Raw genomic sequence first — 24744 nt, forward strand, 5'->3', positions numbered from 1 at the left:
TGAGTGGAACTCCCCCGATGACTGGGTTTTATTAAAGCAGTCCAAATCATCGGGGGTTTCATGCAGGCCAAGCCAGCGCAACACGGAAAGTCTGCATCAACGGATCGTCAAATCCGGCAGATCCTTTCCAGCGTATCTGACACCAGTCAGCTACACTCCTCTTCCGGGCGCCCCGATTTGAAGACCCTGCAAACGACCCTTTCCTCACCTATTTCCTGTCGCGGAATTGCGCTCCATAGCGGAGTGAACGTTGATCTTGAGATGCTCCCGGCCAAAGCCGACACAGGCATTCGCTTCCAGAGAAGCGACTATCCAGGTTCATCGTCTTTTCCGGCCCGTTACGACCGGATTGTTGATACGAAACTTTCGACTGTGGTTGCCTGTGAAGACGAGCCATCTCTTCGGGTTGCAACCATCGAGCATCTTATGGCTGCTCTGCATGCCCTGGAGATTGATAACGCCCTGATCCGTGTGAGCGGGCCGGAACTGCCGGTTCTGGATGGCTCGGCGGATGCCTTTGCCTTTCTTATCCAGTGCGCTGGAATAAAGATTCTCGAAAAGCCGCGGCGCGTCATCGAAATTCTCCGCAATATCCGTGCAGAAGGCGACAACGGTGCCTTTGCCGAGCTCCGCCCTGCACAACGTGGTCTTTCCCTTGCTATTTCATTAAGTTTCGAAGCTACGGCAATCGGTAACCAGCGTTATGCCATGCAGCTTGATCCGCAGCGTTTCCTTGAAGAAGTCTCGTTCTGCAGAACCTTTGTAAACCGCAGGGATATTGAATATCTCCAGAGCATTGGCCTTGCACGCGGCGGCTCTCTTGATAACGCCGTTGTTGTGGACGGAGAAAATATTCTTAACCCTGCGGGCCTGAAAATTGAGCGGGAATTTGCCCGCCATAAGCTTCTGGACGCCATCGGAGACCTTTATTGCTGCGGTCACCGACTGAAGGCCGGTTTTATTGGTCACAAGTCCGGGCACAAAATCAACAACGAGCTTCTTCACGCCGTTTTTTCGGATCGGCGCAACTGGCGTTTTGAGCCGGACGCGGACGTCACACCCGTTCGAAACAACCGACGCACGCGCGTGGCGGCATGAGGATGACTGGCGGGTCTTTCGCCGCCGCATTCCCGTGATATAAGACGGGCATCACGGGAAGAGCAGGTATGCCAAGCAGCACACAACGTCATCTTGAAGTGTCCTCCAACGGGCGGAGTCTGATTCTGAAGGCTACGGCCGTCAGCGGGCTTCTGCTTCTGTCAGGGTGTTCTCTGTTTTCTCACAAGCATGAGAAGCCTGTTATTCCCAAGACAGCGGATGCAGAGACTCTTTATAATTACGGCATCGACGCTCTGCGCTCCGGTCGTTACGAGCTGGCGGGTGGCGAGTTCGAGCTTCTTCAGCAGAATTACCCGTATTCCGGTTTCACCGGAAACGCGGAGCTGATGGAAGGATACTCGTATTATCTGCAGGGCGAATATGCCTTGTCCGTCCAGCAGCTTGAGCGTTACCTGCAGCTTCACCCGACCAGCCCTGATGCAGCTTACGCCTTCTATCTGCGTGCCCTCTGCTATTATGAGCAAATTGCCGATGTTCAGCGCGATCAGCAGGGCACTGTTGAAGCGCTGAATGCTTTGGAAGAAGTCATTACGCGCTTTCCCCAGACGTCTTATGCCCGTGACGCTCAGCTGAAGATTGATCTTTGCCGTGACCATCTGGCCGGTAAGGAAATGCTTGTTGGTCGCTGGTATCAACAGCAGCGCAATTATGAAGCCGCCATGACACGCTATCAGCGTGTGGTTCAGGACTATCAGACAACCAACCATGTTGCTGAGGCACTGGAACGTCTGGTCGAAGTCTATCTGGCTCTGGGCCTGAAAAATGAAGCACGGCAAACGGCGTCTGTTCTTGGTTACAACTATCCGGACAGCCAGTGGTACCGCTATGCCTACGCAAACCTGCGGGACAACAAGCTTCTGTCTGAAGATTTCAAGCAGCCCGCAACCCAGAAGCCAACCAGCAAGCCGCGCGGCTTCTTCTCGCGCGCCTGGCACAGCGTCTTCTGATGTGAGGCGTTTGAAACACGCCTCCCCACACACAACATTCCCGTCATGCTGACCCATCTCTCGATCCGTGACGTGGTTCTGATCGAAAAACTCGATCTGGCCCTGGCTTCAGGTCTCACCGTTCTGACCGGTGAGACCGGAGCCGGTAAATCCATCCTGCTGGATAGTCTGGGGCTTGCTCTTGGCGACCGCGCCAATGCAGGTCTGATTCGATCCGGGGCGACGCAAGCCAGTGTTGCCGCCATTTTCGAAGTTCCACTCAAACACCCTGTTTTTGCCCTTCTCAGCGAACAGGGCATCGCTCTGGAGGATCCGTCAGAGCCTCTGGTGCTACGTCGCATCGTCACGCAGGATGGACGGTCACGCGCTTATGTGTCCGATCAGCCAGTCGGGATCACATTACTACGGCGCATTGCGTCCCAGCTTGTTGAAATTCAGGGCCAGCACGAACAGATGGGGCTGGCAGATCAAAGTACACATCTGGCTCTTCTCGATGCGTTTGGTGTAAAGCCAGCGCTGCTGACACAGACCTCCATAGCCTTTCGCCAATGGGCCAACGCACGCACCGCCCTCGAAAAGGCCCGTAGCGATATGGAAGCTGCGGCCCGCGAGGAAGAGTGGCTCCGTGCAACGGTTGACGATCTTTCAACCCTCGCCCCTCAGGAGGGTGAGGAAGACTCACTGGCCGCCCTGCGCGTCAGCCTGCAACAGGATGAAAAGCGCGGTGAAGCTGTCGCGGCCGCTCTTGCAGAACTGACACCTCGTGATCGGCGCTCCTCCAGCCCCGCCGCAGCATTACGTTCAGCCAGCCGGGCGCTGGTGCGTCTCCTGCCTTCCAGTACGGAAGGTGAAAACGGACCTTCCGCGCATCAGGGACAGGCCCAGGAAGCTTTGGATGCTTTGGAAAAGGCCGAAGAAGCCTTGGCGGACGCAGAAATGCTTCTCACCCGCCTTGCCGCCGATACAGAGGGAGACCCTCGCCTTCTGGAAGAAACGGAAGAACGCCTTTTCGCGCTTCGGGCCGAAGCAAGAAAACATAATGTTGCGGTTGCGGAGCTTCCCTCTTTCCTCGCCTCCCTGAAAGCGCGTCTCGCAGCCCTTGATTCTGGCAATGCAGAACTGGCGCGACTGGAAACGGCTTTGACGGAAGCCCGACTGGCCTATGAAGATGCTGCAAGACAGCTTTCTGAGGCCCGCAAACAATCTGCTCAAAAGCTGGAACAGGCTGTCACGCGCGAGTTGAAACCCGTCAAGCTGGAACGGGCCCGCTTCATTGTCTCTCTGCTCCCTTTATCGCCAGATCAGTGGAACAGCAGAGGCATGGAGCAGTCTTCCTTTTTGATCGCGGCCAATCCTGGTCAGCCTCCTGGTCCGTTGGCCAAGGTTGCGTCCGGCGGCGAATTGTCTCGCCTGATGCTGGCCCTCAAAGTCGTGCTGGCACAGCGTTCCGACATTGGCACTCTTGTCTTTGACGAAGTGGATTCTGGTGTCGGAGGCGCAACGGCGTCCTCCATCGGCGACCGCCTTCACAAAGTGGCGCAGGATGTTCAGGTCCTGGTGGTCACGCATAGCCCCCAGGTTGCGGCGCGCGGCGATCAACATCTTCGTATCGCCAAACGTATTCGCAATGAGCGCACTGAAACGCTCGCCGAGCCTCTCTCCCGCGAAGCCCGACGCGAAGAAATCGCGCGTATGCTCGCGGGTGACGTTATTACCGATGCGGCTCGCGGCGCCGCTGACAGCCTTTTAGGACAGACCGCATGATTCCTGCCGATCGTCACGCCGAACTTGAAGTCCTTCTTTCCCGCTGGGACGAGGCTTATCATGGCAAGGATGATCCGGAAATTTCCGATGCGGAATATGATGCGGCCCGTCAGGAACTGTTACAGCTTGAAGAGGCTCACCCGGAACTGAAACGGGAAGGCGGTGCCAGCGATCGTGTGGGTACCATGCCAGATTCCGCGTTTGGCAAACACCGCCACCTCGTGCCCATGCTGTCATTGGATAATGTTTTCGGTGCCGAAGGGTTTGATGGTTTTGTATCTCGCGTTGGCCGGTTTCTCGGGCTGACGGAAGAGGGTCTTCAGGCCCTTCAGTTTGTTGCCGAGCCGAAGATTGACGGGCTTTCCATCAGCCTGACCTACGAAAACCGTAAATTCGTTCGTGGCACCACGCGCGGGAATGGAATCGAAGGGGAAGATGTCACCGCTAACCTTCTCACATTGAAGGATGTTCCCTCCACGCTCCCGAATGATGCGCCCGATGTTCTGGAAATCCGCGGAGAAGTTTTTCTCTCAAAGAAGAACTTCCTTGATCTGAATGAGCAGCAGGAAAAACGCGGCATCAAGCCCTTCGCCAATCCGCGCAACGCCGCTGCTGGCTCTCTTCGCCAACTCGATCCTGAAATCACGCGCAATCGGCCACTCTCACTCTTCGCCTATGCGCAGGGATACTCGTCTTCCCCTGTCAGCGAGACACACTGGGAATATCTGGAGACCCTTCGACGTTGGGGCTTCACTGTTAACCCGCTGTCTGAACGCATCGAACACGCTCGAGACATTCCAACTTATGTAGAAAAGATCGCACGGGAGCGTTCAGGCCTAGATTACGATATCGACGGTATCGTTTTCAAATTAAACGATCTTTCCCTTCAGGAGCGCTTAGGATTTGCAGGCCGTGCGCCCCGTTGGGCGATTGCCTGGAAATTTCCGGCCGAGCAGGCGATGACACGTTTGCTTAAGATTGAAATTCAGGTGGGCCGAACGGGAGCGCTTACGCCTGTCGCACATCTGGAGCCGGTCAATGTGGGCGGCGTGATCGTCTCTCGTGCGACGTTGCACAATGAAGACGAGATCGAACGCAAAGACGTACGTGACGGCGATCTGGTGCGGCTGCAACGCGCCGGAGATGTGATTCCGCAGATACTAGGGGTGGTCGAGAGTGATAAGCCTCGCGGTCCACGCTATGTTTTCCCGGATCATTGTCCTGTCTGCGGATCTCTGGCGGAACGCGTCCATGGAGAAGCCGTACGCCGGTGCACAGGTGGCCTGACCTGTGAAGCGCAGGTCGTTGAACGCCTGATCCATATGGTATCGCGTGCAGCTTTCGATATTGATGGACTAGGCGAACGGAGCATTCGGGAATTTCATGCTGCGGGTTACATCCTCAAACCTGGGGATATTTTCCGCCTGAAAAACCATCAGGATACGCTGTTGAAGCGGGACGGCTGGGGTCAGCTTTCGGTCGAAAACCTGCTTCGTGCCATTGAAGAGCGCAGAACCATTTCTCTTGCCCGCCTCATTTTCGGCCTGGGTATCCGACGTATCGGAGAACGCAACGCACAACTTCTGGCTCGTCATTACGGCACTTTCGAAAACTGGCGTGATGCCATGGTTTCCGCCCAGAGCGGCACGGAAGAACGAGATGCTCTTGGATCCATTATGGGGGTTGGAGGCGCCATTGCAGATGAACTGGTGGCTTTCTTCTCCGAAGAGCACAACGTCGCCACACTGAATGACCTGCGCTCGGAACTGCACACGATCGAGACAGAAGCCGCGCCTTCAGATGGGCACCTCTCTGGCAAGACCATTGTATTCACCGGCACACTGACGACCATGACACGCCCTGAAGCCAAAGCCATTGCCGAGCGTTTGGGCGCGCAGGTGACGGACAGCGTTTCCAAAAAAACGTCTCTGGTTGTTCTTGGAGAAAAGGCAGGTTCGAAAGCAAAGAAAGCTGCGGATCTTGGACTTGAAACTGTTGATGAGGCCGGCTGGAGAACATTGGCCGGTCTTTGACAGTTCCATGACATTATTGGTCTGCATGGCTGCCATCCGAAGATAATTGGCATTGTTTCTGTTCTTCGGAGTATGATGCCGCCCGCATGTCAGTATCATCTCCTACCCAGCACATGATTATTCTTCTCCTGCTGGGTCTCGTCGCGACCATCGTTCTGATCGCGGTCTCCGTATTGATCTCCCTCTCCGAGATCTCCTTTGCAGCTGCCCGGGACGTCCGACTTCGCTCAAAAGCCGAATCTGGTGACCCTCGGGCTGTCGCTTTTCTCAAGTTGCGGCGCAATAGCGGACAGGTCATCACCGTCCTGCAGATCTGCCTGAACGCTGTTGGTGTTCTTGGTGGCATCATCAGCGAATCAATGCTGAGTGAGCCAATAGCGGCAGGTCTCGAGTGGATCGGCTTCTCGCCTGTTCTGGCCTCGAATACAGGTTCTACCTGCTCCTTCATCCTGATTACCGGCCTGTTCGTTCTGTTTGCCGATCTGCTTCCCAAGCGGATTGCCATGAATGCGCCGGATCGGATCGCGCTCAAGGTCGGCTGGTTCCCGGCCCTCGCCCTGAAGGTGCTTTATCCTGCGGTCTGGGTTTTTTCGCGTATTTCGGATGTCCTGCTACGCGTGATGAAAATTCCGGCCGCTGCAACGGTCGAACCTGTCACACCGGAAGACCTTCGGGCTATTCTGGCCGCAGGTACGGCCTCGGGTATCCTGCTGGAGCAGGAACACCAGATGATCCAGAACGTACTGGGCCTGCAGGATCGTTCCGTTACGTCGGCCATGACGCCGCGTGATGAAATTGTATTTCTGGACGTTCAGGAAACACCTGAGAGCCAGCGGGACAAGGTTCGTGTCCGTCCCTACTCCCGATACCCGCTGTGTGATGGCGGCTTGGATCGCGTCATTGGGTCCATTCGCGCGGAGGACGTGCTGGTTGCCGTCGTTGACGAGCCGCAGCCAAAAGAAAGCCTGACACCAGTTGCCAGCCAGATTTTCAAAATGCGCCGGGATGTTCTTTCCCTGCCTGATACTCTCAATCTCTGGGAAACACTGGCTCAATTCGATGCCCATTCCGCAGGCTTCGCACTGATTGTGAATGAATATGGCCTGGTCGTGGGTCTGATTACCTACAAAGACATCATGGGTGCTTTGATGGATGGGTTGGTCAGCCCATTTGAAGAACAGGCTATTGTTCGACGTGATGCGAATTCCTGGCTGATCGACGGTGCAGCTCCAATCGGAGATGTCATCCGTGAGCTTGATATCCCGTTATTCGACGATGCGCAGAACTTCGATACGGTCGGCGGTTTTGTGATGAACAGGCTTCGTCGCATGGCCCGAAAAGCTGACAGCGTTGAGTCGTCTGGCTTCCGTTTTGAAGTCGTGGATGTTGAGGGCTTTCGTATCAACCAGCTTCTCGTCACCCGTCTCTGAAAAGCTGCCTTTCTTAGGTGGCCCGGGACTGATTAAGATCACCAGCATTGTGTTCTCACTCAGCCCCGAAAGACCGCTCCGTGCCAGATTTTCAGCAGTCCGCACTGATTATTGTGGACGTCCAAAATGATTTCCTGCCGGGCGGCGCTCTTGCTGTTCCGGACGGAAATGAGGTCATCGCCCCCGTTAATATCCTCTCTGGAATGGGATTTGCTGCTGTTATTGCAACGCAGGATTGGCACCCGGCGGATCATTGTTCCTTCACTACACAGGACGGTCCCTGGCCGGTCCACTGCATTGCAGCTTCGACGGGTGCTGATTTTCCATCAGCCCTGCACCTGCGCCCGGTAAGTCATATTATTCATAAAGGCATGGCTCAGGATCGCGACAGCTACTCCGCTTTCTTTGACAATGATCATGAGACGTCCACCGGATTGGACCATTTGCTCCACGGACTAAAGGTCTCACACGTTGTTGTCTGCGGACTGGCACTCGATTTCTGTGTTGCTGCAACCGCCCGGGACGCCATGCGCTGTGGCTTCAGGACCGACATTGCTCTTGAGGCATGCCGAGGAATTACGAGCGATCAGGCTCCACTCCTTCATGACCTGCAAACACAGGGTGTCGGTCTGATAAAAAACATCTGATCCGAAAGAAGGACGCTTTATGAAACAGCGCCTTACAGTTCTGACGCTCGCCTGTTCCCTGCTCTGCGGCACCGCCACAGCCGCCCCTCCTACGACGCAGGATCTGCTGGAGACATCAGGATTCAAAGAAGCTTATAAAGCTATGATTACGCTTCCGGCCTGGGTTGTTTCCGGTAAAGGCACGTCCACCCCGGTAGAGTACTTCACGCAAAATGGGAAAAAATATGCACTTGGTCACATGTGCAAGCCCCATGACTGTGCCGCTCAACAGTTGGAACTGGTTCTGGCCACTGACCACTCAGGCTCCTGGGGGCTTCTCTCCATCAAGGCAAACAATGCCCTGAAACAGACCATTCTTGGATCACCCTCTCCTGAAATCGAGAAGGCTTTGAGAGACGCCTATACCAAAAATAATCCGCCAGACTGATTATCGCCCACCAAGGGTCGCGGGAAGGTGAGTGGTCCATTCGTCAGGTTGAGGTGTACTCTTGGGTATCAATCCGTAGAGGAGCCAGAATACGATGAAGCGATTTTACAATCACCGCGATACTCTTGTTACTGAAGGCATTGACGGACTTCTGAGATCCTCTGCTGGGCGCCATCTCTGCCGCCTGTCAGGACATGAGAATATCCATGTTGTTCTAAGGCGCGACTGGGACAAAGCAAAAGTTGCTATCGTTTCGGGTGGCGGTTCCGGACACGAGCCAGCCCATGCCGGGTTTGTCGGCAGAGGCATGCTGACAGCCGCTGTATGTGGCGCTCTTTTTGCCTGCCCGAACGTCGATGCCATTCTTGCCGCAATTCTGGAAGTAACCGGTGAAGCTGGCTGTCTTCTGATCGTCAAGAATTACACTGGCGACCGTCTGAATTTCGGGCTGGCAGCAGAACAGGCCCGAGCCTTGGGAAAACATGTTGAACTGGTCATTGTGGCAGATGACATCGCGCTTGATCAGGGAACCAATGCCCGTGGCATTGCCGGAACAGTACTTGTTCAAAAAATTGCAGGACATGCAGCAGAGACAGGCGCCAGTCTGGCAGACGTCAAACAGGCGGCTCTAAACGCCATCAAGTCTACGGCCTCCATCGGTCTGGCTCTGACGGATGTGAATGTCTACGACCCGCAACATGAAACGCGGCTTGACGACCATGAAGCCGAACTGGGCCTTGGTATTCACGGAGAGCCGGGAGCCGAGCGCATCGCTGTAGAGAAGCTGGATGCCTTGGTGGCTCGGGCTGCAGACACACTGATTAACCATCTGGCGGATGAAAAACAGGCCGTCATGGTGAATATGCTCGGAGCCGTACCCGTTCTGGAAGCACAGGCCATTGTGGACGCTCTGGCCCGGACGTCTCTGGCCGAACGTACCGCATTTATCATCGGGCTGGCCCCGTTAATGACGTCTCTGGATATGTACGGATTTTCCTTGTCCGCCATTCCTGCAAAAGATGCTTTCATTGATGCTCTGTCCGCTCCCGTAGAGCCATGGGCATGGCCAGGAATTGCCGCCTTTAAGGATGTTCAAACAAAACCCACGCCGACATTGCCGGAGACATTTGCGTTTGAAGCATCGCCTCATAACCTGCTCGAAAAGCTTATCCGGGAAGGAGCGAAAATCCTTATCGACAACGAGAAGGATCTCAACGCACTGGATGCCCTGATTGGCGACGGAGACGCCGGGTCAACCTTCGCAGAAGCTGGACGTGTGATTGTGAAGGATATTGAGCGGCTCCCCCTCGCGTCTCCACAGAAGCTCTGTGCGACAATCGGGCGCCTTCTGGCCAGAAATGCAGGAGGTTCGAGCGGTGTTCTGCTTTCGATCATGTTCTCGACAGCCGGACAGCAGGACAACTGGGTATCCGGGTTGGAAGCCGGCTTGCAGCGCATGCAGAGCTATGGAGGAGCCTCGCCCGGCGATCGTACCATGCTTGATGCCCTCTTCCCCGCCATAGCGGCACTCCAGACAGGCAGCCTGCATGATGCGGCAATTGCTGCTCGGAAAGGCGCAGATTCGACACGTTCGATGTCTGCTCGCGCAGGTCGCGCAGCGTATGTGCCGCAAGCGCAGTTAAAAGATATTCCGGATCCGGGCGCCGAAGCCATTGCACGCCTCTTGGAAGGACTTGCAACTCTCACTTGAGAAAATCGCAACCGTGAGGTGTTTCAAAACAGAGTCGCAACATGAAGGCTTTGTTTTGAAACGGTATGGCGAAGATCTGGCCGCCAGAGAGTATTCGAATATTTGAGGCGGCATTAATGCCAAAAGGAATCGGCGTGTCGCTAAGCTGACCAGCCACCTTATCGATTCGGTACGCTCAGATTAAAATTGTAGCTTATGAGAAAAAGTAGTTTCGAAGCTGCGGCTTTACGAAAAATTGTCGCAGCTAGAGGAAACTCTTGGGAAACGGCATTTAGCGTTTCCTCTGCCCCTTCTCTGAAATATTCAAAAGAAGGGGGACAGGCGCGCTGGGTGGCGCGCCCTGCTGGATTCGAACCAGCGACCCACAGCTTAGAAGGCTGTTGCTCTATCCAACTGAGCTAAGGGCGCAGTAGAGAAATCTTGAAACTGGTCGGGGCGCCCGGACTCGAACCGGGGGCCTCCTGTACCCAAAACAGGCGCGCTACCAGGCTGCGCCACGCCCCGAACCGAGGCGGAACATAGGGGCAGTAAGTTTCAGAAGCAATAGGGTTTTTTCACTCTTTTTCATTTCTTACGAGCGGCGGCACGAAAAGTGGTGCCGTATCCCAAGGAAACAGCACCCATGTGTCCTGTGCGACTTCCGTCACGTAGTGATCGGTGTGCGGTTTACCGTCGGGTTTTGCATAGAGGCACGCGAAAACAGCCTTGGGCAGCATTTCACGAACGTACTTCGCCGTAACGCCGGAATCGACCAGATCATCAACGATCAGGAAGCCTTCCCCGTCACCTGCAGCGGTCGGAGCTTTCACGACCTTTGGCTCATGCTGGGTGCCTTCTTCACCAGCATAGCTGATGACAGAAACGCTTTCGATCAGGCGGCAGCCCATCTCGCGGCCCAGAATGGCGGCAGGGATGAGTCCGCCACGCGTGATCGCAACGATACCGCGGAACGGTCCGTGCTTTTCCATGAGCGTTGTGGCGAGGGTACGGGCGTCACGGTGGAGCTGGTCCCAGGTGACGGTCGCATACGTTATGGGTTTGGGTGTCTGTGTGGCAGTCATGTTCTTCATCTGCCTTCCGTCTCGGAATTTTGCAATAAACTTGAGGAGCGGAAATGCCTAAGGTGGCAGGATGATTGACCCAGCATTGCGGGCCCTTCCCGGCCTTCGCCCCCTGATTATAAGCCGAATCTGTTCGCAGCTCTCCGCCACCACCATGACCATCGCCATAGGCTGGCAGATCTATGCCCTGACTCACAGTGTAGCGTCGCTTGGCTATCTGGGATTGGCGCAGTTCCTGCCCATGGTGCCGTTGACATTCATTTCTGGGCATGTGGCAGACCGGTTCAATCGCCGGAACATTGTTCTGACCTGTCAGATTTTGGAGATTCTTAGTACTGGCGCTCTCGCAGCAGCGGCAGCCATGCAGATTTTGACGCCTGCCCTCGTTTATACGTTTGCAGCTTTTTACGGCACACTTCGCAGCTTTGAGATGCCTTGCCAGCAGGCCTTCCTGCCTGCCATCGCACCGCCTGAACTTCTTCCACGCGCTCAAGCACTTCTGTCGTCCCTGTTCATGACCGCATCCATTGTCGGACCAAGTCTGGGTGGCCTGCTGTACGGGCTGGGTGCCGTAACCTGCTACAGCCTTGCCACCCTTGGATTAGCACTTGCCTTTTTCGGGACGCTGGCTCTGCGCCTTCACCACACGGTTCCGGCAAAAGAGCCTGTAACATTTGCCTCCGTTTTTGCGGGGCTTGGCTTTCTGAACAGACGCCGAGATCTTCTCGGAGCAATCTCTCTGGACCTTTTTGCAGTTCTTCTTGGGGGTGCCACTGCGCTTTTGCCGGTCTATGCGGATAGCGTCCTACATGTTGGACCGATTGGTCTCGGCTTCCTTCGCGCGGCTCCCGCCATAGGCGCGCTGGTCACATCTGTCTGGCTGTCCAGACATCCTCTGGGCAGGCGCGCTGGCGTGACCATGTTCATTTCGGTTGTCGTCTTCGGTGTCGCGACCATTGTTTTCGGCGCGTCTCACATCACATGGATTTCCGTTCTTGCGCTCATGATTCTGGGCGCCGCAGACGTGATCAGCGTCGTCATCCGGTCATCTCTGATCCAGCTTGCCACCCCCGATTCCATGCGAGGGCGCGTTTCAGCCGTAAACTCCCTGTTTATCGGCTCCAGCAATCAATTAGGAGAGTTTGAGAGCGGCACACTAGGCGCGGCCATTGGACCGGAAGCTGCGGTCATTGCAGGCGGCGTAGGCACCATTCTGGTCGCCATTGTGTGGATCCGGCTTTTTCCGAAATTATGGTCGCTGGATCGCCTCGAAGACGTACGGCCAGAAATTCTCTGAACGCCGTCCAGGCCACCAGCATCCGAAAGGACTGGTGGTCAACGACAAATACAGCACAAATGAAAAAAGCCCCGTAAGGGGCTTTTTCTTTGTACCGTGGCCAGTTTTTCAAGAAGAAAAGTGGCTCCCGAAGTAGGACTCGAACCTACGACCCAGCGATTAACAGTCGCTTGCTCTACCAACTGAGCTATTCGGGACCGGTGAGGAGGTATTTAGTCCAACCGACGGGGTCGGTAAAGCCCCTTTTTTCAACTTTCTGCATTTTTCTGAACTTTCCTCAGTAAGATGCAGAAAACATGACTTTATTCAGAGCTCTTCCCGCCCACGCGTGGCCAGAACATCCACCCGTTCGTTGTTCACGTCGCCAGAATGGCCCCGAACCCAGAGCCATTCGATCTCATGCGGCTTGGCTGCGTCCAGAATGCGCTGCCACAGATCCATGTTGGCCACGGGATCTCCGGCTGCATTACGCCAGTTCCTACGGACCCATCCCGTATGCCAACGGGTAATGCCATTCTTCAGGTATTCGCTATCTGTATGAAGTTTGACCTGACAGGGACGCTTAAGCGCTTCCAAAGCCTCAGCGGCGGCAGTCAGTTCCATCCGGTTATTGGTCGTTTCCGGATGACCGCCCCACATTTCCTTCTCCTTGCCTTTGCAGCACAGAAGAACGCCCCATCCTCCCGGGCCCGGATTGGGCTTGCAGCCTCCATCCGTCCAGATTTCAACCAGCAGGCTTTCTGTCTCAGACATTCGCATGTCCTGCGGGATATTCCGCAAAATGCCGGAGCCGTCCGAGATAGGCGAGCGGGTCCTTGCGGGTCACAAGCGCATCAGCGGGCGTATTGATCCAGTCATAGAGACGCGTCAGCAAAAAGCGGATCGATGCTCCCTGACACAGAACTGGCAGAGCTGCCTTTTCCGCTACTTCAAGCGGGCGCACTGTTTCATAGCCATCAATCATGGCTTGGGCGAAAGACGGCTCGAAAACCTTTTCGTCCCGGAAACACCAGGCGTTCAGACAGATGGCCAAGTCGTAGGCGAAGAGATCCGTGCAGGCGAAATAAAAATCAATCAACCCGGAAATTCTGCCATCCTGAAAGAACACATTGTCAGGGAACAGATCCGCATGAATCTGCCCGCGTGGGAGCGTTCCTTCTGCTGGCCACGCCTTTTCGATCCGGTCCAGAGCCTGGATCAGTTCTTGTGTCAGTCCGGGAAGCAGATCGTCTCCTGCGCCCTGACAGCTCTCAAAAAGAGGTCTCCACGCTTGCACAGAAAGTCCATTCGGACGCTCTGCCGAGTAGTCCCGCCCCTTTTCATGAAACGTGGCCAGAACCTGACCAAGCTGTCTGCAGGATTCTGCCGTGATCTCCGGGATGGCGCTTCCCGGGAGGAAGGTCGTGATGGCAGCAGGACGGTCCGCAAGGCTCCGCAGAGCCTCCCCGTCACGCCCGCCAACAGGAAGAGGACAGTTCATCCCCTTCCCTGACAGATGTTGCATCAGCCCCAGAAACCATGGAAGATCCGAGGCTTTCACGCGTTTTTCAAATAGCGTGAGTATGAACTTCCCGCTCGTCGTCTGGAGCAGGAAGTTGCTGTTTTCGACGCCTTCAGCGATTCCCTGAAACGAGATCAGGGTGCCGATGTCATATGTGCCAAGGAACGCTTCAAGCGTCTCGGCCGCCAGTTCCGTATAGACGGCCATGAAATCTCAGTTGTCCTCACCAGCAAGCGGGCCTGGCAGACGGAAGTTGATGTTCTCTTCCTTCACGATCCGCTCTTCGATCTTCAGCGTGTACTTGGCCGCAAGCGCCGTCACCATTTCCTGCACCAGACTTTCCGGAGCGGACGCACCGGCACTGATGCCCAGCGTCTCCACACCTTCCAGAGCGGACCAGTCAAGGTCTGCCAGCTTCGGTACCAGCAGCGCCCGGCGCGCACCCGAACGCTCCGCCACTTCCCGCAGACGCTGCGAGTTGGAAGAGTTTGGCGACCCGATGACGATGACCAGATCGCTCTCGGGCGCGATGGCCTTCACAGCTTCCTGACGATTGGTCGTGGCGTAGCAGATGTCTTCGCGCTTCGGCCCTTCGATCAGCGGGAAGCGCGAGCGAAGAATATCGACGATTTCAGCTGTATCATCGACGGACAGCGTCGTCTGCGTGATGAAGGCCAGCTTTGCCGGGTCTTCCGGCTGGATCGTACGGGCTTCCTCGGCATCGTTGATGAGCGTCACGGCGCCGGGAGGGAGCTGACCCATCGTGCCAACGACTTCCGGATGGCCGGCATGCCCAATCATCAGGATATGAAGCTGCTCTGGACCACCGCCAGCAAAGTGACGTTCTGCCTCACGATGAACTTTGGACACCAGCGGGCAGGTTGCATCTAGATAAAGCAGGTTGCGGCGCTGCGCTTCAGCCGGCACGGATTTCGGCACACCATGAGCCGAGAAAACGACGTGCCCGTCGGCTGGCACCTCGTCGAGTTCCTCAACGAAAATGGCGCCCTTGGCTTCCAGCCCCTCGACCACGGTGCGGTTATGAACGATTTCATGACGCACATACACTGGCGCGCCATAACGACGCAGGGCTTCTTCAACGACGCGGATCGCACGATCCACACCGGCGCAGAAACCACGCGGGCCGGCGAGCAGGACCCGGAGCGTCTTCTGGTGTGCAGCACGTTCTGGTGCAAGAGTTGTCTGTTCTGGCATGGTGTTCCCCAAGCGGGCGGAGTTCGATATGTAGGACTATTATCGACCGGATTGAGGCATGTCGCAACGTCCGGGCCGCTTTGTGGGAGTTTCTACAGCAGATGCCAGCCTTCCGGCGCCTTGCCACGTCCCTGTTTGTCCCGGCTTTTGCCGTTCTCGCCCTTTCGACACTGGCAGGGTGCGACGAATCCAATCCGGGCATGTTCGCTCCGGCCTGCCCTGCCACGGAAATTCCGAGCGCCGCATCTGACCGGTTCGTTTATGACGGTCGCGGACTGGACGTTGGCAGCCTGGTCAGCCATGCCCAGCTGACATCCATTGCCGGAGACTGCCAGCGTGGCCCCAAAGGCCCGAAAGGTCAGGAAATGGTGCGGACCCGCATCAGCCTTGCAATGAATCTGACCCGCGGCCCGGCTTCCGAGAGCAGCAGCATTGATGTTCCGTATTTCATCGTCATCATGCGAGATGGAAAGATCGTAGATAAAAAAGTCTTCACGGACACGTTCAAACTCCAGCCGAATGTGAGTGCCCAGCCCGTTCGTACAGAGCTACGCCTGATTGATCTTCCGGCTTCCAAAAATCTGCAGGACAATCCTTACACGCTGGAAATTGGCTATCAGCTCACACACGATGAACTGGACTATAACCGCGCCCATCTTCCTGTCGTAAAGTTCCGTGGCCGGACACAGTAACGGCCTTTCTTTTCCTCTTTCACCCGTCGTCAAAACCCGTATCACGCTGAAAATGACCCTGGCCTGTCTGACAGGCTTCGGGTCTTCAGCCTTTTCCGCGCCCCTTGACGTTTCGGCATCGAAAGAAGAACAGATCAAGGTTCATCACGCAGAGCGTCCAGAAATCCAGAACTTCCCTCATGCGGGCTTTCTGGAACAGCCTAGACGCCTGACCACACGTCAGAATCTTGCCCCAATCGGACGGCAGCCGCACTGGGGTGGGTTCAATCGCGGCAACGGTGAAGGCGCGGGCTTCGGTCCTGTTGGCCGTTACGGCGTGGCACCCTGGGCAGAAGACTGGTCTTATCTGCGCGATCAGAGGCATCGGAACGATCTGTTCGACCCTTTGAAGTTCATTGCCCTGAATAACCAGCGCACCATCTGGCTTTCTCTCTCAGAACGTACCCGCCTGCGTAACTGGTACAACGACTATCCGATGCTCGGGACAAACCCACACTCTGGTTCTGGACGCTTCGTCACCCGGAACATGTTCGGAGCCGATCTGCATCTTGGGGAACACTGGCGCATTTTCGGGCAGCTTGTGAATGGGACCGCCGCTGGTTGGAATGGCTACGGCTATGGCAGCACCTACCGAAAACGACTGGATCTGCATCAGGCGTTCATTGAATACAAACAGACCATTGGCACGGCCAAAACGGGACTGATGTTCGGGCGTCAGCAATTTCTCGATGCGCCCTCCTACGTTCTTTATGACCGTGAACCGCCCAATATCCAGATCATCTGGAACGGCCCGCGTGCCTACGCCATTCTGCCGCATGTCCGGTTTGATCTGTATGACTTCGTAGCGACGAATATTACTCCCCGGGCCATGTTCCATGACACACAGGACTGGAACACGCGGCTGTATGGCTTCAACACCACGTTCGATGTGCCAGCCTTCCATCTGGGCCTACAGCGTATCCAGTCTTATCTGGATCTGTTCTGGATCGGGTTTCATCTGGGCGGAAAGACGGGGTCAGTGCCGGTCTTGAGTTCAATTGCTGTGAAATCCGTAACTGGCGCGACCAATCGCAACAATCTGGGCTTTCGCTGGTACGGCACAGCCCAACAACTGGAATATGCTCTGGGCGTTCTGTGGCAGCAGGGCAATTTCACGCCCTATGGTACAACAGCACGCAGGCAGGTCTCTGCATACTCCGTCAATACAACCGTGGGATACAGACGGTCCGACCTGCTGTTCAAACCTTTCTTTGGTGTGCAGACGGATGTCTATTCGGGCGGGAACGAACGTCATCGAACGGGAACAGTGGGAACTTACAGCGCACCCTTTGCCCCCCAGAATCCCTATCTGGATTATACCGGCTATATCGGCGCTGCGAACCTGATCAATCTGTCTCCGATCCTCGTCGGCTCTTATGGAAAGGTCTCGCTGCGGGTGAAAGCACCAATCCTGTGGCGACAAACTACACAGGCTTCGGTCTATTCCATCACGTCGGCCTACAATTTTCCGAAGTTCCGCAGTCACTTTGTCGGCGTTGCGCCAAACGGCCTGCTGACATGGGCTGTAAACCGCCACTGGAACTGGACTCACGTTGTGGCCTGGTTCGCCGCTTCGCATGATCTGAAAAACGCTGGCGCCAAAAGCGGGCTGTATTATCAGTCCAGTCTCTCATTTGCCTTCTGAAGAATAGTTGCAGAGCCGCGCCCTGCAGCGTAATGCCCCCATACTCACGCGACATCACAGGATTGCCCCATCATGAAATATATGGACAGCCGCGAACTGACCTTGAGGGGCATCATACTGGGTGCACTCATTACAGTCGTCTTTACGGCCGCCAATGTTTATCTGGGCCTGAAGATCGGTCTGACGTTTGGCTCATCCATTCCCGCCACCATTATTTCAATGGCTGTGCTTCGCCTCATGGGCGGCGGCACGATGCTCGAAAACAACATGGTCCAGACGCAGGCTTCAGCAGCAGGAAGCCTGTCCTGCATCTTTGCAGCCCTCCCGGGCCTGATCATGGTGGGATACTGGCACGAGTTCCCCTATTTCGTGTCCCTGCTGCTGACGCTGGGCGGTGGCATGACAGGGGTCATCTTCACCATTCCGCTGCGTCGGGCGCTGGTGCGCAACTCTGATCTTCCTTACCCGGAAGGCACGGCCTGCGCAGAAATCCTGCGGGCCTCGTCTCCAGAGGGAGACGCAGAAAGCCTTCGCTCCCTTACGAAGGGTACGGCCGTTTCGGCTGTCGTCGCCTTTGCGACGTCCGGTCTGCGTATTTTGTCAGATGGGGTTTCCGCAGCTACCAGCTGGGGCGCTTCAGCCTTTCGTCTTGATATCAGCTTCTCTCTGGCTCTTCTCGGAACTGGCTATCTCGTTGGCATCGCGGGCGGCATTGCCATGCTGCTCGGGGTTTTCCTGGCTTGGGGGATCATGATCCCGGTTCTGGGGCATCTAAACCCGGTGGCAGATCCTCTGGCTGCAACGACAGCATTATGGCTGCACAAGGTGCGTTTTATGGGGGCTGGAGCAATCGCCGTTGCTGCAATCTGGACCCTTCTTGCGCTTTCCGGCCCCGTTGCTCAGGGACTGAAAGAGGCTCTTTCTGCCAAACACCGTGCATCGCAGGATGAGACAGATCTCGACCTTGCTCCCCGCACACTGATTGGCCTGAGCATTATTCTTGCGCTAATTTTGTCAGGGCTGTTCACGCATTTCCTCTGGCCCGTCATGCCTCATGGCGCATCCATGACCACACTGGTCATTCTGGGCATTGTGGCGTGTTTCGGTCTCGGCTTTCTGGTGGCGAGTGCCTGCGGATATATGGCGGGGATCATCGGCTCTTCGTCATCACCCATTTCCGGTGTGGGCATTATTGCCATTATTGCTATTTCAGTTGCTCTGTGGGGGCTGGAAAGCGGCGGCATTCTCTCACCCGAACAACGCCCTATGGTGATCGCTTTTGGTCTTTTTGTTCTATCAGCCATTACTGCTTCTGCCGCGGTATCCAATGACAACCTGCAGGATCTGAAAACAGGTCAGCTTGTAGGCGCAGCGCCCTGGAAACAGGAAGTGGCCCTGCTGATCGGCTGCGCTGTTGGCGCTATTGTTATTCCGTGGGTGCTCCAGACACTTTATCAGGCTTACGGATTTGTCGGCGCAATGCCACGCGAGGGCATGGACCCGACACGCGCTCTGGCCGCGCCTCAACCTGCTCTAATGGCGGCAATCGCCAAAGGCATCCTGACCCACGATCTTGACTGGCTGATGCTGGAAATCGGTGCAGCCATCGGTATCGTTCTGGTCGTTGCGGACATGCTCCTAAAGCGCCGTAACCTGTCTCTGCCCCCCCTTGCCGTCGGCATGGGCATCTATCTCCCGGCAGACGTCTCCGTGACGATCGCAATCGGTGCAGGTCTGGGATGGCTGCTTCGTCGCTTCCCCAAAGATCAGGGAACGATGATTGCGTCAGGATTTATTGTCGGGGAAAGTCTGGTAGGTGTCGCCGTGGCTGCCATTGTTGGCGCCACGGGCAGCACCGAAACATTGTCCCTTCACCTACCCGCGATGCTGCGCTCCGGTCTGGGATGGGTCGTGTTTCTGGGTGTGATGTTCTGGTTCGGGCGGCGTATCAGCCGCCAGTCGACCTGAAAGCTTCGGCCTGACAGAGTCAGGCCTTCACCCACCACTGAACGGGCTCTGGCTCGTTCGATTCAACGTCGGCCAGAACAGGCTCTTCGGCAACCATAACATCGTCTTCAACGACAACCTTACGCGGACGCCCTACCGGACGCGGTGTCCGGCGAGCAGCTTCAGCAGCCTGCTCCCGCGCCTGATGAAGCTGCGCCTTGAGAGACTGGATCTGATCCTGATGATCGCGCAGATTCCGGTTCAGTTCCGTAATGTGAATCTTAGCATGAGCTTCACGTGTTTCGAACGCCTTAAGCTGCGTCCGAATATCTGAGAGGCTTTTTTCGGCTTCTTCCCAGCGGCGCTGTTCACGCTTCACCGACTGACGAAGACGCTCGATTTCTTCCTGCTCGTCCTGACCAGGTCCATTGTTCCGCTGACTAAAGCCACGGCTGGCCTGGTGTTCAACAACAACCTGTCCGTCACGTACAAAGCGACGGCGGCGTTCCGTAGTTGGCGTCACCGGGCGAGGCTTCTGGGAGCGGGATGATGATCCCGATCCTAGACGAGCCAGCGCCTCTCGCAGTTTGTCTTCGCTAACCTGCTGATCGTCCTGCATTCTTTGTTTTTTCAACCAATAATGAAATTTATGCTGTGTTTCCCAACAGGGACGACCTCTCTGAATAACAGAGAGACTGAAAAGCCCATGAGCCAATCAGCGAAACGTGTCCTGGCAAGGAAATTGAAAGTCGGCATTAACGGAATTCATGAATGACCCGTTTTGTCAGACAATGGCCTTTTATCAGGTCCGCCAAGGCCTGTCATCAAAACAATAGAACTGTATTCGTATTTCTTTATTTCCACTGACCCGGTTGCCAGAGCACATCTTGGGCACCGTCCTCATTCGCATGGCGAGCAAGAACAAAGAAATAGTCTGACAATCGGTTCAGAAACCGGAGCCCTTCCGCGGGCATCGGCTCGAGGGAGATCAACCTGCGCTCCGCCCGGCGGGTGACTGTACGAGCCAAGTGGGCATGGGCTGAAATCAGAGAGCCTCCCGGCAAAATAAAACTACGGAGTTCAGGCTGCGCGACCCTGAGCCGCTCAATACAGGCTTCGATCCAGAAAACCGCTTTCTCCGTCAAAGCAGGCGGGCGACCTGTATCGGGGATGCAGAGATCAGCCCCCAAATCAAATAAACAGGACTGTATCTGCCGAATATCAGAAGAAATACTGAAAGTATTTCCATCTCTTCGTATGTGATATTCAAGAACCCCCAAAAGAGCATTCAACTCATCGATCGTCCCCATGGCATCAATCCGGGCACAATCCTTGGAGACACGCGAACCATCCCCAAGGGATGTCTGCCGCTGATCTCCTCCGCGGGTCACGATACGATCAAGCCGAATACTCATTCCGGAAATCTTTCCTCAGTGACGGCCGAAGTGATGGTGATGACCCTTGATGGTCTTCGCACCACTCAGATCACCTGCCCGAATCGTATGATCCTGAAGCATTTTGGTCGTGTCCCCGGCCAGGGTCTTGATATCTGCCGTCCCACCCGACTGCGTAGCGGTGGTGAGAGCGCTTGTCAGAGCAGGCGTCTGAACACTTTTGATTTCGCTCAGGAACACACGATCAAAAGATGTGCCATATAGATGACCGAACGTCGCAACGTGCGCTTCGTCGCCAGCGTTCAGCTTGTCCATGACTGTCAGGTGCGCATCTGTCGCAATTTTTGCAACAGCCTTGCGGTTCGTCGTGTGGTCACTGACAACCGTGGACGCAAACGCTTTCACGACGTCACTGTTGCTGTGCGATGCAGCCAGATTGGCGATGCTGATCTGCGTCAGATCCATGGCATCAACCTGCTGCAGGAACGCCGCATCCGCTGTGGAAAGTGTATAGGTCGAAGCCGCAGACGGCAGAGCCGGAGCTGGCGGCGCATCCGGTGCATTACAGGCCGCAAGACCGGCAAACAGGCTCAGGGATGCAAAAGCAGCAAAACGTGCGGTGGCTCTCATGAAGAGACAGTCCTTTCATCGGTGAGACCGGGAGAAGCCCCCCGGCCGCTACGGGTGAATGGCCCCGCGTTCAAAACGGTCCATTCATGTTCCGGAACACTTCATGGTACATTCAACGCATGTCCGCAAATCCCCGCCTCCCTGCCCTTTCTGGCATCTTCCGCTTCTGCTTTGTTTCAGGTGCATTGGGAGGTGCTGGCGGACTCGTACTTGGGACACTGGCATCGCATTTGCCTGACGCTGCCTTTGCCGTTCCGAATGGAAGAGGCGTTCTCCATACAGGTGTTGAAATCCTGATGTGGCACGCCATTGCGCTTTGTGCTCTTACGCTTGGCGCCCCTTTGCTAGGGGGCCGTCTCGTCCGGCTGGCGTGCCTCACCATGGCGCTAGGGACAATTCTGTTCTGTGCGCCCGTGACGTTATACGCTCTTTTCGATCTAAAGATCGGCACGTTATCCGTCGCGCGGATTGCACCTTATGGTGGCACGCTGCTGATTATTTCGTGGCTTCTGACGGCCGCTTCAGGCCTGCGTAAAGCCTCTTCAGACACTTTATGATCTGCTTCGTATCCTTTTGATAACCGCAAGTCCGGCGATCTGAACAATCAGCGCCGCGCAGAAGCAGAAAACGATGATACCGATCAGAATCATCTGCTCCCGGCCCAGCGCGGAGTCGACACGGAATAGCGTGTAAAGCCATTGCCAAGCATGGGTCGCCGCAACCATCTGCACCAGCTTGATCGTCGGATGCCAGAACCGGAATATCGCTGCGAATGCAAGTGTCAGCCCCACTAGGCTAACGGTTCGCAGGAGCGTTTCGGCAATGCTGACTTCCGGGACAGTCTTTGGGGACTGAGAAGGCACTTGGGATTTTATCAAGAACATGACCTCAAGGTTGAATTCAGCTTTAATCGTTTTTCTGCAAGATTGCGTTATGTCATGCAGTCTCTTCCTTCAATGAAAGCCTTTTTTATGCGCGCTTCCTTTCTCGCCGCAGCCGGACTGGGTCTGGCGCTCTCCGCTCCACTTGCAGCCCATGCTGCAACGACGCCAGCGCCTCATCTGAGCGAAACATCCGCTCCCCCCGTCGCTGCACCGTACCCGGACACGTCTGTTGCCCAGGCGCAGGTCAAGGATGCTTTTGCCCTCGCCGCGAAAACCGGACGCAAAGTGCTCATCGATTTCGGTGGAAACTGGTGCCCGGACTGCAAGATGCTGTCCGGCATTTTCGCACTTCCTGATGCCAAGGCATGGCTCGACAGCCAGTTTGTGATTGTTCCGGTCAATGTTGGCCGCATCAACACCAACCTGGATCTTGCCCAGAAATATGGCGTGATGATCAAAGCTGTCCCGACCGTCATCATCGTGACGCCAGACGGAAAGCCTCTGAACGGAGACGGGTCGAAGGCACTCGGCAACGCCCGCAGCATGTCCCCTCAGGCCGTTCTGGACCTGATTTCAGAATGGAACAGCCGCGGCTGATTTCACTTTCTGGCTCCGGAAATAACTTCGGAGCCAGAAAAGGCTTTCAGATCCCGAGTTCCTGCTCGGCTTCATGAACAACTTCCGCCAGCGCGTCCGCCTCGAACGGCGAGACAAGCCCTGCATCCGCCACCAGCTGTGCAAATGGCTTCGAGCCACCTTCGGCGCAAAGCTGGCGATAGGTTTCGAACGTCCCTTCCCGATCCATCCGCGACCGAAGCCACAGCTGAAGCGCACAGCACTGAGCCAGCGCGTAATCAATGTAATAAAATGGCAGGCGGTAAATATGAAGCTGAGCCTGCCAGCGTCCACCCTTGGCCGGATAGTCCAGATCGCCCCAGTCCCGCCATGGCATGTACATCTTCTCCAGACGTAACCACGTCTCATGCCGTTCGGCTGCGGTCATCTGCGGGTTAGCGTAGACCTCATGCTGGAAATGATCGACGCAGACGCCATACGGGAAGAACGACAGCGCATCAATCAAATGCATCCGCCGATACCGGTCAGCGGCTCCATCCTCAACCAGCGCGTCAATTTGCGGCCATGTCAGGAATTCCAGACCCATTGAATGGATTTCCGCTGCTTCCATCGTGGGCCAGAGCTGATCCACCCAATCCTGATTACGGCTTTTCCAGTTTTGGAACGCGTGACCCATTTCATGGGTAAAAACGCCGATGTCGTTATGCGTGCCGTTGAAATTGGCGAAGATGTAAGGGCTACCAATCGTTGGAAAAGACGTGCAGAACCCGCCACCCGCTTTGCCATCACGGTTTTTCAGATCCAGATACCCGAGATCGCGCATCTGAACGTAGAAATCGCCCATCTCGCCCTTGGGATCGAGCGCTCGGAACATGCCTTCAGCACGGGCCACCAGAAGATCGTGATCACCGGCAGGTTTCGGGTTGCCCTGAAGGTCAATCAGCGCTTCGTCCCAGGCCCAGACCTTGTCCCACCCCATTTTCAGACGACGGCGTTCCAGCAGAGACTGAACCAGCGGTGTGACAGAATTCAGAACTTTCTCACGGAAGGCTGCAACCTGCTCGGGGCCGTAATCCGTCCGCCGCATCCGGCGATAACCGAGTTCGATATAATTCTCGAACCCTAGCGTTTTCGCCATACGATCACGCAGTTCAACGAGGCGGCTGTAAAGGGTGTCGAGTGCCTCACCATTCTCTTCGAAGAACGCCCAGCGAGCCTTTTCGGCCGCATGTCGCATCTCACGGTCCGGGCCTTGCAGGTAAGGCACCAGACCGGAAAGATTAAGCACCTTCCCGTCAAACGGGATCTTCGCCGATGCCAGAAGAGCCGTGTACTCGCCCGTCAGACGCGCTTCTTCTTCCAGATCGGTGCTGATGCGTGGATCGAAAGTTGTGGTATCGGCTTCCCACAAACGGACAATATGGGGCGTGACCAGAGCTTCGAGAGCCGCTCTATCCGGGTCCCCCAGAAGGCGCTTCTTAATCGTAACTTCATGGTCAGTCGCGACCGGCGACAGACGATCTGCATAGTCACGATCCGTCTTGGCCTGCTCGTCCTGCGTGTTGCGCGAGAACTGAAGGTGGACGTGTGATGCCCAGGATTCATATTCGCGGCGCACGAAATCGAAAGCCTGCGCGGCATCCTTGGAGCGCCCCTGATCCAGCAGAAGCGCAATATCGTCGTAACGCGCCTTCAGGGACGCTTCGTCAGGACGGGGGAAAGACAGGTCAGAGAACGGAGGGATTGTCTGTGTCATGGGTCTAATTCTGACATTCCGCTCCGTCT

General features: G+C 55.9%; 23 protein-coding genes and 3 tRNA genes. 14 read left to right on the top strand and 12 right to left on the bottom strand.

Going from position 1 to position 24744, the window contains the following annotated elements; all coding sequences use genetic code 11:
- The first annotated feature begins 60 nt into the window (after nucleotides 1–60).
- The 8 genes from lpxC (at nucleotide 61) to GJA01_RS02320 (ending at nucleotide 10078) form a co-directional block, all read left to right on the top strand.
- Nucleotides 61–1098, top strand: coding sequence for a UDP-3-O-acyl-N-acetylglucosamine deacetylase (gene lpxC, locus GJA01_RS02285; protein WP_010503965.1), 1038 nt, complete (start codon nucleotides 61–63; stop codon nucleotides 1096–1098).
- Nucleotides 1099–1166: 68 nt separating this feature from the next.
- Nucleotides 1167–2066: an outer membrane protein assembly factor BamD gene (locus GJA01_RS02290; protein WP_010503966.1), complete on the top strand. Its 900-nt coding sequence runs from the start codon at nucleotides 1167–1169 to the stop codon at nucleotides 2064–2066.
- A 45-nt stretch (nucleotides 2067–2111) separates the two neighbouring features.
- Nucleotides 2112–3830: a DNA repair protein RecN gene (gene recN, locus GJA01_RS02295; RefSeq protein ID WP_062505524.1), complete on the top strand. Its 1719-nt coding sequence runs from the start codon at nucleotides 2112–2114 to the stop codon at nucleotides 3828–3830.
- Nucleotides 3827–5863 (top strand): NAD-dependent DNA ligase LigA, encoded by a 2037-nt coding sequence (gene ligA / locus GJA01_RS02300; RefSeq protein WP_062505521.1) that lies wholly within the window; start codon nucleotides 3827–3829, stop codon nucleotides 5861–5863. Before recN ends, ligA begins: the two co-directional genes overlap by 4 nt.
- An 86-nt stretch (nucleotides 5864–5949) precedes the next feature.
- A complete protein-coding gene (locus GJA01_RS02305; RefSeq protein ID WP_061933308.1) occupies nucleotides 5950–7293 on the top strand; it encodes a hemolysin family protein in 1344 nt (447 codons plus the stop codon).
- Between the two features lie 80 nt (nucleotides 7294–7373).
- Nucleotides 7374–7940 (top strand): isochorismatase family protein, encoded by a 567-nt coding sequence (locus GJA01_RS02310; RefSeq protein ID WP_010503971.1) that lies wholly within the window; start codon nucleotides 7374–7376, stop codon nucleotides 7938–7940.
- A 19-nt stretch (nucleotides 7941–7959) separates the two neighbouring features.
- Entirely contained in the window at nucleotides 7960–8367 is a 408-nt protein-coding gene (locus GJA01_RS02315; protein WP_010503972.1) for an Ivy family c-type lysozyme inhibitor, read from the top strand.
- A 94-nt stretch (nucleotides 8368–8461) separates the two neighbouring features.
- On the top strand, nucleotides 8462–10078 hold the full coding sequence (locus GJA01_RS02320; RefSeq protein ID WP_062505519.1) for a dihydroxyacetone kinase subunit DhaK: 1617 nt from the start codon (nucleotides 8462–8464) through the stop codon (nucleotides 10076–10078).
- Nucleotides 10079–10409: 331 nt separating this feature from the next.
- Here GJA01_RS02320 and GJA01_RS02325 read toward each other — a convergent pair.
- The 3 genes from GJA01_RS02325 to gpt form a co-directional block, all read right to left on the bottom strand.
- Nucleotides 10410–10486 (bottom strand) — tRNA-Arg (locus tag GJA01_RS02325).
- Between the two features lie 19 nt (nucleotides 10487–10505).
- Nucleotides 10506–10582 (bottom strand) — tRNA-Pro (locus tag GJA01_RS02330).
- A gap of 50 nt (nucleotides 10583–10632) precedes the next feature.
- Nucleotides 10633–11148: a xanthine phosphoribosyltransferase gene (gpt, locus tag GJA01_RS02335; protein WP_010503974.1), complete on the bottom strand. Its 516-nt coding sequence runs from the start codon at nucleotides 11146–11148 to the stop codon at nucleotides 10633–10635.
- 61 nt (nucleotides 11149–11209) lie between these two features.
- Here gpt and GJA01_RS02340 point away from each other — a divergent pair, with 61 nt between their 5' ends.
- Nucleotides 11210–12436, top strand: a complete 1227-nt coding sequence (locus GJA01_RS02340) for an MFS transporter (RefSeq protein ID WP_062505517.1) — start codon at nucleotides 11210–11212, stop codon at nucleotides 12434–12436.
- A 121-nt stretch (nucleotides 12437–12557) separates the two neighbouring features.
- Here the strand turns inward: GJA01_RS02340 and GJA01_RS02345 are convergent.
- From GJA01_RS02345 to ispH, 4 genes are all read right to left on the bottom strand, one after another.
- Nucleotides 12558–12633, bottom strand: a tRNA-Asn gene (locus GJA01_RS02345).
- A gap of 109 nt (nucleotides 12634–12742) precedes the next feature.
- A complete protein-coding gene (gene rnhA, locus GJA01_RS02350) occupies nucleotides 12743–13189 on the bottom strand; it encodes a ribonuclease HI (RefSeq protein WP_010503976.1) in 447 nt (148 codons plus the stop codon).
- Nucleotides 13182–14144 (bottom strand): homoserine kinase, encoded by a 963-nt coding sequence (locus tag GJA01_RS02355; protein ID WP_062505515.1) that lies wholly within the window; start codon nucleotides 14142–14144, stop codon nucleotides 13182–13184. Before GJA01_RS02355 ends, rnhA begins: the two co-directional genes overlap by 8 nt.
- A gap of 6 nt (nucleotides 14145–14150) precedes the next feature.
- Entirely contained in the window at nucleotides 14151–15152 is a 1002-nt protein-coding gene (gene ispH, locus GJA01_RS02360; protein WP_010503979.1) for a 4-hydroxy-3-methylbut-2-enyl diphosphate reductase, read from the bottom strand.
- A gap of 101 nt (nucleotides 15153–15253) precedes the next feature.
- Here ispH and GJA01_RS02365 point away from each other — a divergent pair, with 101 nt between their 5' ends.
- The 3 genes from GJA01_RS02365 to GJA01_RS02375 all read left to right on the top strand — a co-directional run bounded on the left by GJA01_RS02365 (nucleotide 15254) and on the right by GJA01_RS02375 (nucleotide 19496).
- The gene (locus GJA01_RS02365; protein ID WP_062505513.1) at nucleotides 15254–15844 is read left to right on the top strand and encodes a hypothetical protein; all 591 of its coding nucleotides are present in this window, start codon (nucleotides 15254–15256) and stop codon (nucleotides 15842–15844) included.
- Nucleotides 15828–17528 (top strand): alginate export family protein, encoded by a 1701-nt coding sequence (locus tag GJA01_RS02370; RefSeq protein WP_062505511.1) that lies wholly within the window; start codon nucleotides 15828–15830, stop codon nucleotides 17526–17528. The genes GJA01_RS02365 and GJA01_RS02370 overlap by 17 nt, the downstream gene beginning before the upstream one ends.
- Nucleotides 17529–17600: 72 nt before the next feature.
- Complete coding sequence (locus GJA01_RS02375) at nucleotides 17601–19496, top strand: OPT family oligopeptide transporter (protein WP_062505508.1); 1896 nt, start codon at nucleotides 17601–17603, stop codon at nucleotides 19494–19496.
- Nucleotides 19497–19515: 19 nt separating this feature from the next.
- On the opposite strand, the gene GJA01_RS02380 is transcribed toward GJA01_RS02375, so the two are convergent.
- The 3 genes from GJA01_RS02380 to GJA01_RS02390 form a co-directional block, all read right to left on the bottom strand.
- Nucleotides 19516–20094: a hypothetical protein gene (locus GJA01_RS02380; protein WP_062505506.1), complete on the bottom strand. Its 579-nt coding sequence runs from the start codon at nucleotides 20092–20094 to the stop codon at nucleotides 19516–19518.
- A 235-nt stretch (nucleotides 20095–20329) separates the two neighbouring features.
- Entirely contained in the window at nucleotides 20330–20890 is a 561-nt protein-coding gene (locus GJA01_RS02385; protein ID WP_062505503.1) for a cob(I)yrinic acid a,c-diamide adenosyltransferase, read from the bottom strand.
- Between the two features lie 15 nt (nucleotides 20891–20905).
- Entirely contained in the window at nucleotides 20906–21499 is a 594-nt protein-coding gene (locus GJA01_RS02390; RefSeq protein WP_061933331.1) for a DUF4142 domain-containing protein, read from the bottom strand.
- 119 nt (nucleotides 21500–21618) lie between these two features.
- On the opposite strand from GJA01_RS02390, the gene GJA01_RS02395 reads away from it, so the two are divergent.
- Nucleotides 21619–22056, top strand: a complete 438-nt coding sequence (locus GJA01_RS02395; protein ID WP_062505502.1) for a DUF423 domain-containing protein — start codon at nucleotides 21619–21621, stop codon at nucleotides 22054–22056.
- Here the strand turns inward: GJA01_RS02395 and GJA01_RS02400 are convergent.
- Nucleotides 22051–22383, bottom strand: coding sequence for a hypothetical protein (locus GJA01_RS02400; RefSeq protein ID WP_062505500.1), 333 nt, complete (start codon nucleotides 22381–22383; stop codon nucleotides 22051–22053). The two genes, GJA01_RS02395 and GJA01_RS02400, sit on opposite strands and share 6 nt — an antisense overlap.
- Between GJA01_RS02400 and GJA01_RS02405 the strand changes: the two genes are divergently transcribed.
- Entirely contained in the window at nucleotides 22363–22980 is a 618-nt protein-coding gene (locus GJA01_RS02405) for a thioredoxin family protein (RefSeq protein ID WP_062505498.1), read from the top strand. The genes GJA01_RS02400 and GJA01_RS02405 overlap by 21 nt on opposite strands.
- Before the next feature lie 46 nt (nucleotides 22981–23026).
- Here GJA01_RS02405 and GJA01_RS02410 read toward each other — a convergent pair whose 3' ends face one another.
- Entirely contained in the window at nucleotides 23027–24715 is a 1689-nt protein-coding gene (locus tag GJA01_RS02410) for a M3 family oligoendopeptidase (RefSeq protein WP_062505496.1), read from the bottom strand.
- Between the last annotated feature and the right edge of the window lie 29 nt (nucleotides 24716–24744).

Source organism: Gluconobacter japonicus (assembly GCF_002723975.1).
GTDB lineage: Bacteria > Pseudomonadota > Alphaproteobacteria > Acetobacterales > Acetobacteraceae > Gluconobacter > Gluconobacter japonicus.

What these genes read in the sequence shown, in the direction of transcription:
- lpxC (WP_010503965.1), top strand. Translation starts at nt 61, where the DNA reads ATGCAGGCCAAGCCAGCGCAACACGGAAAGTCTGCATCAACGGATCGT.
- GJA01_RS02290 (WP_010503966.1), top strand. Translation starts at nt 1,167, where the DNA reads ATGCCAAGCAGCACACAACGTCATCTTGAAGTGTCCTCCAACGGGCGG.
- recN (WP_062505524.1), top strand. Translation starts at nt 2,112, where the DNA reads ATGCTGACCCATCTCTCGATCCGTGACGTGGTTCTGATCGAAAAACTC.
- ligA (WP_062505521.1), top strand. Translation starts at nt 3,827, where the DNA reads ATGATTCCTGCCGATCGTCACGCCGAACTTGAAGTCCTTCTTTCCCGC.
- GJA01_RS02305 (WP_061933308.1), top strand. Translation starts at nt 5,950, where the DNA reads ATGTCAGTATCATCTCCTACCCAGCACATGATTATTCTTCTCCTGCTG.
- GJA01_RS02315 (WP_010503972.1), top strand. Translation starts at nt 7,960, where the DNA reads ATGAAACAGCGCCTTACAGTTCTGACGCTCGCCTGTTCCCTGCTCTGC.
- GJA01_RS02320 (WP_062505519.1), top strand. Translation starts at nt 8,462, where the DNA reads ATGAAGCGATTTTACAATCACCGCGATACTCTTGTTACTGAAGGCATT.
- gpt (WP_010503974.1), bottom strand. Translation starts at nt 11,148, where the DNA reads ATGAAGAACATGACTGCCACACAGACACCCAAACCCATAACGTATGCG.
- GJA01_RS02340 (WP_062505517.1), top strand. Translation starts at nt 11,210, where the DNA reads ATGATTGACCCAGCATTGCGGGCCCTTCCCGGCCTTCGCCCCCTGATT.
- rnhA (WP_010503976.1), bottom strand. Translation starts at nt 13,189, where the DNA reads ATGTCTGAGACAGAAAGCCTGCTGGTTGAAATCTGGACGGATGGAGGC.
- GJA01_RS02355 (WP_062505515.1), bottom strand. Translation starts at nt 14,144, where the DNA reads ATGGCCGTCTATACGGAACTGGCGGCCGAGACGCTTGAAGCGTTCCTT.
- ispH (WP_010503979.1), bottom strand. Translation starts at nt 15,152, where the DNA reads ATGCCAGAACAGACAACTCTTGCACCAGAACGTGCTGCACACCAGAAG.
- GJA01_RS02365 (WP_062505513.1), top strand. Translation starts at nt 15,254, where the DNA reads ATGCCAGCCTTCCGGCGCCTTGCCACGTCCCTGTTTGTCCCGGCTTTT.
- GJA01_RS02375 (WP_062505508.1), top strand. Translation starts at nt 17,601, where the DNA reads ATGAAATATATGGACAGCCGCGAACTGACCTTGAGGGGCATCATACTG.
- GJA01_RS02380 (WP_062505506.1), bottom strand. Translation starts at nt 20,094, where the DNA reads ATGCAGGACGATCAGCAGGTTAGCGAAGACAAACTGCGAGAGGCGCTG.
- GJA01_RS02385 (WP_062505503.1), bottom strand. Translation starts at nt 20,890, where the DNA reads ATGAGTATTCGGCTTGATCGTATCGTGACCCGCGGAGGAGATCAGCGG.
- GJA01_RS02390 (WP_061933331.1), bottom strand. Translation starts at nt 21,499, where the DNA reads ATGAGAGCCACCGCACGTTTTGCTGCTTTTGCATCCCTGAGCCTGTTT.
- GJA01_RS02395 (WP_062505502.1), top strand. Translation starts at nt 21,619, where the DNA reads ATGTCCGCAAATCCCCGCCTCCCTGCCCTTTCTGGCATCTTCCGCTTC.
- GJA01_RS02400 (WP_062505500.1), bottom strand. Translation starts at nt 22,383, where the DNA reads ATGTTCTTGATAAAATCCCAAGTGCCTTCTCAGTCCCCAAAGACTGTC.
- GJA01_RS02410 (WP_062505496.1), bottom strand. Translation starts at nt 24,715, where the DNA reads ATGACACAGACAATCCCTCCGTTCTCTGACCTGTCTTTCCCCCGTCCT.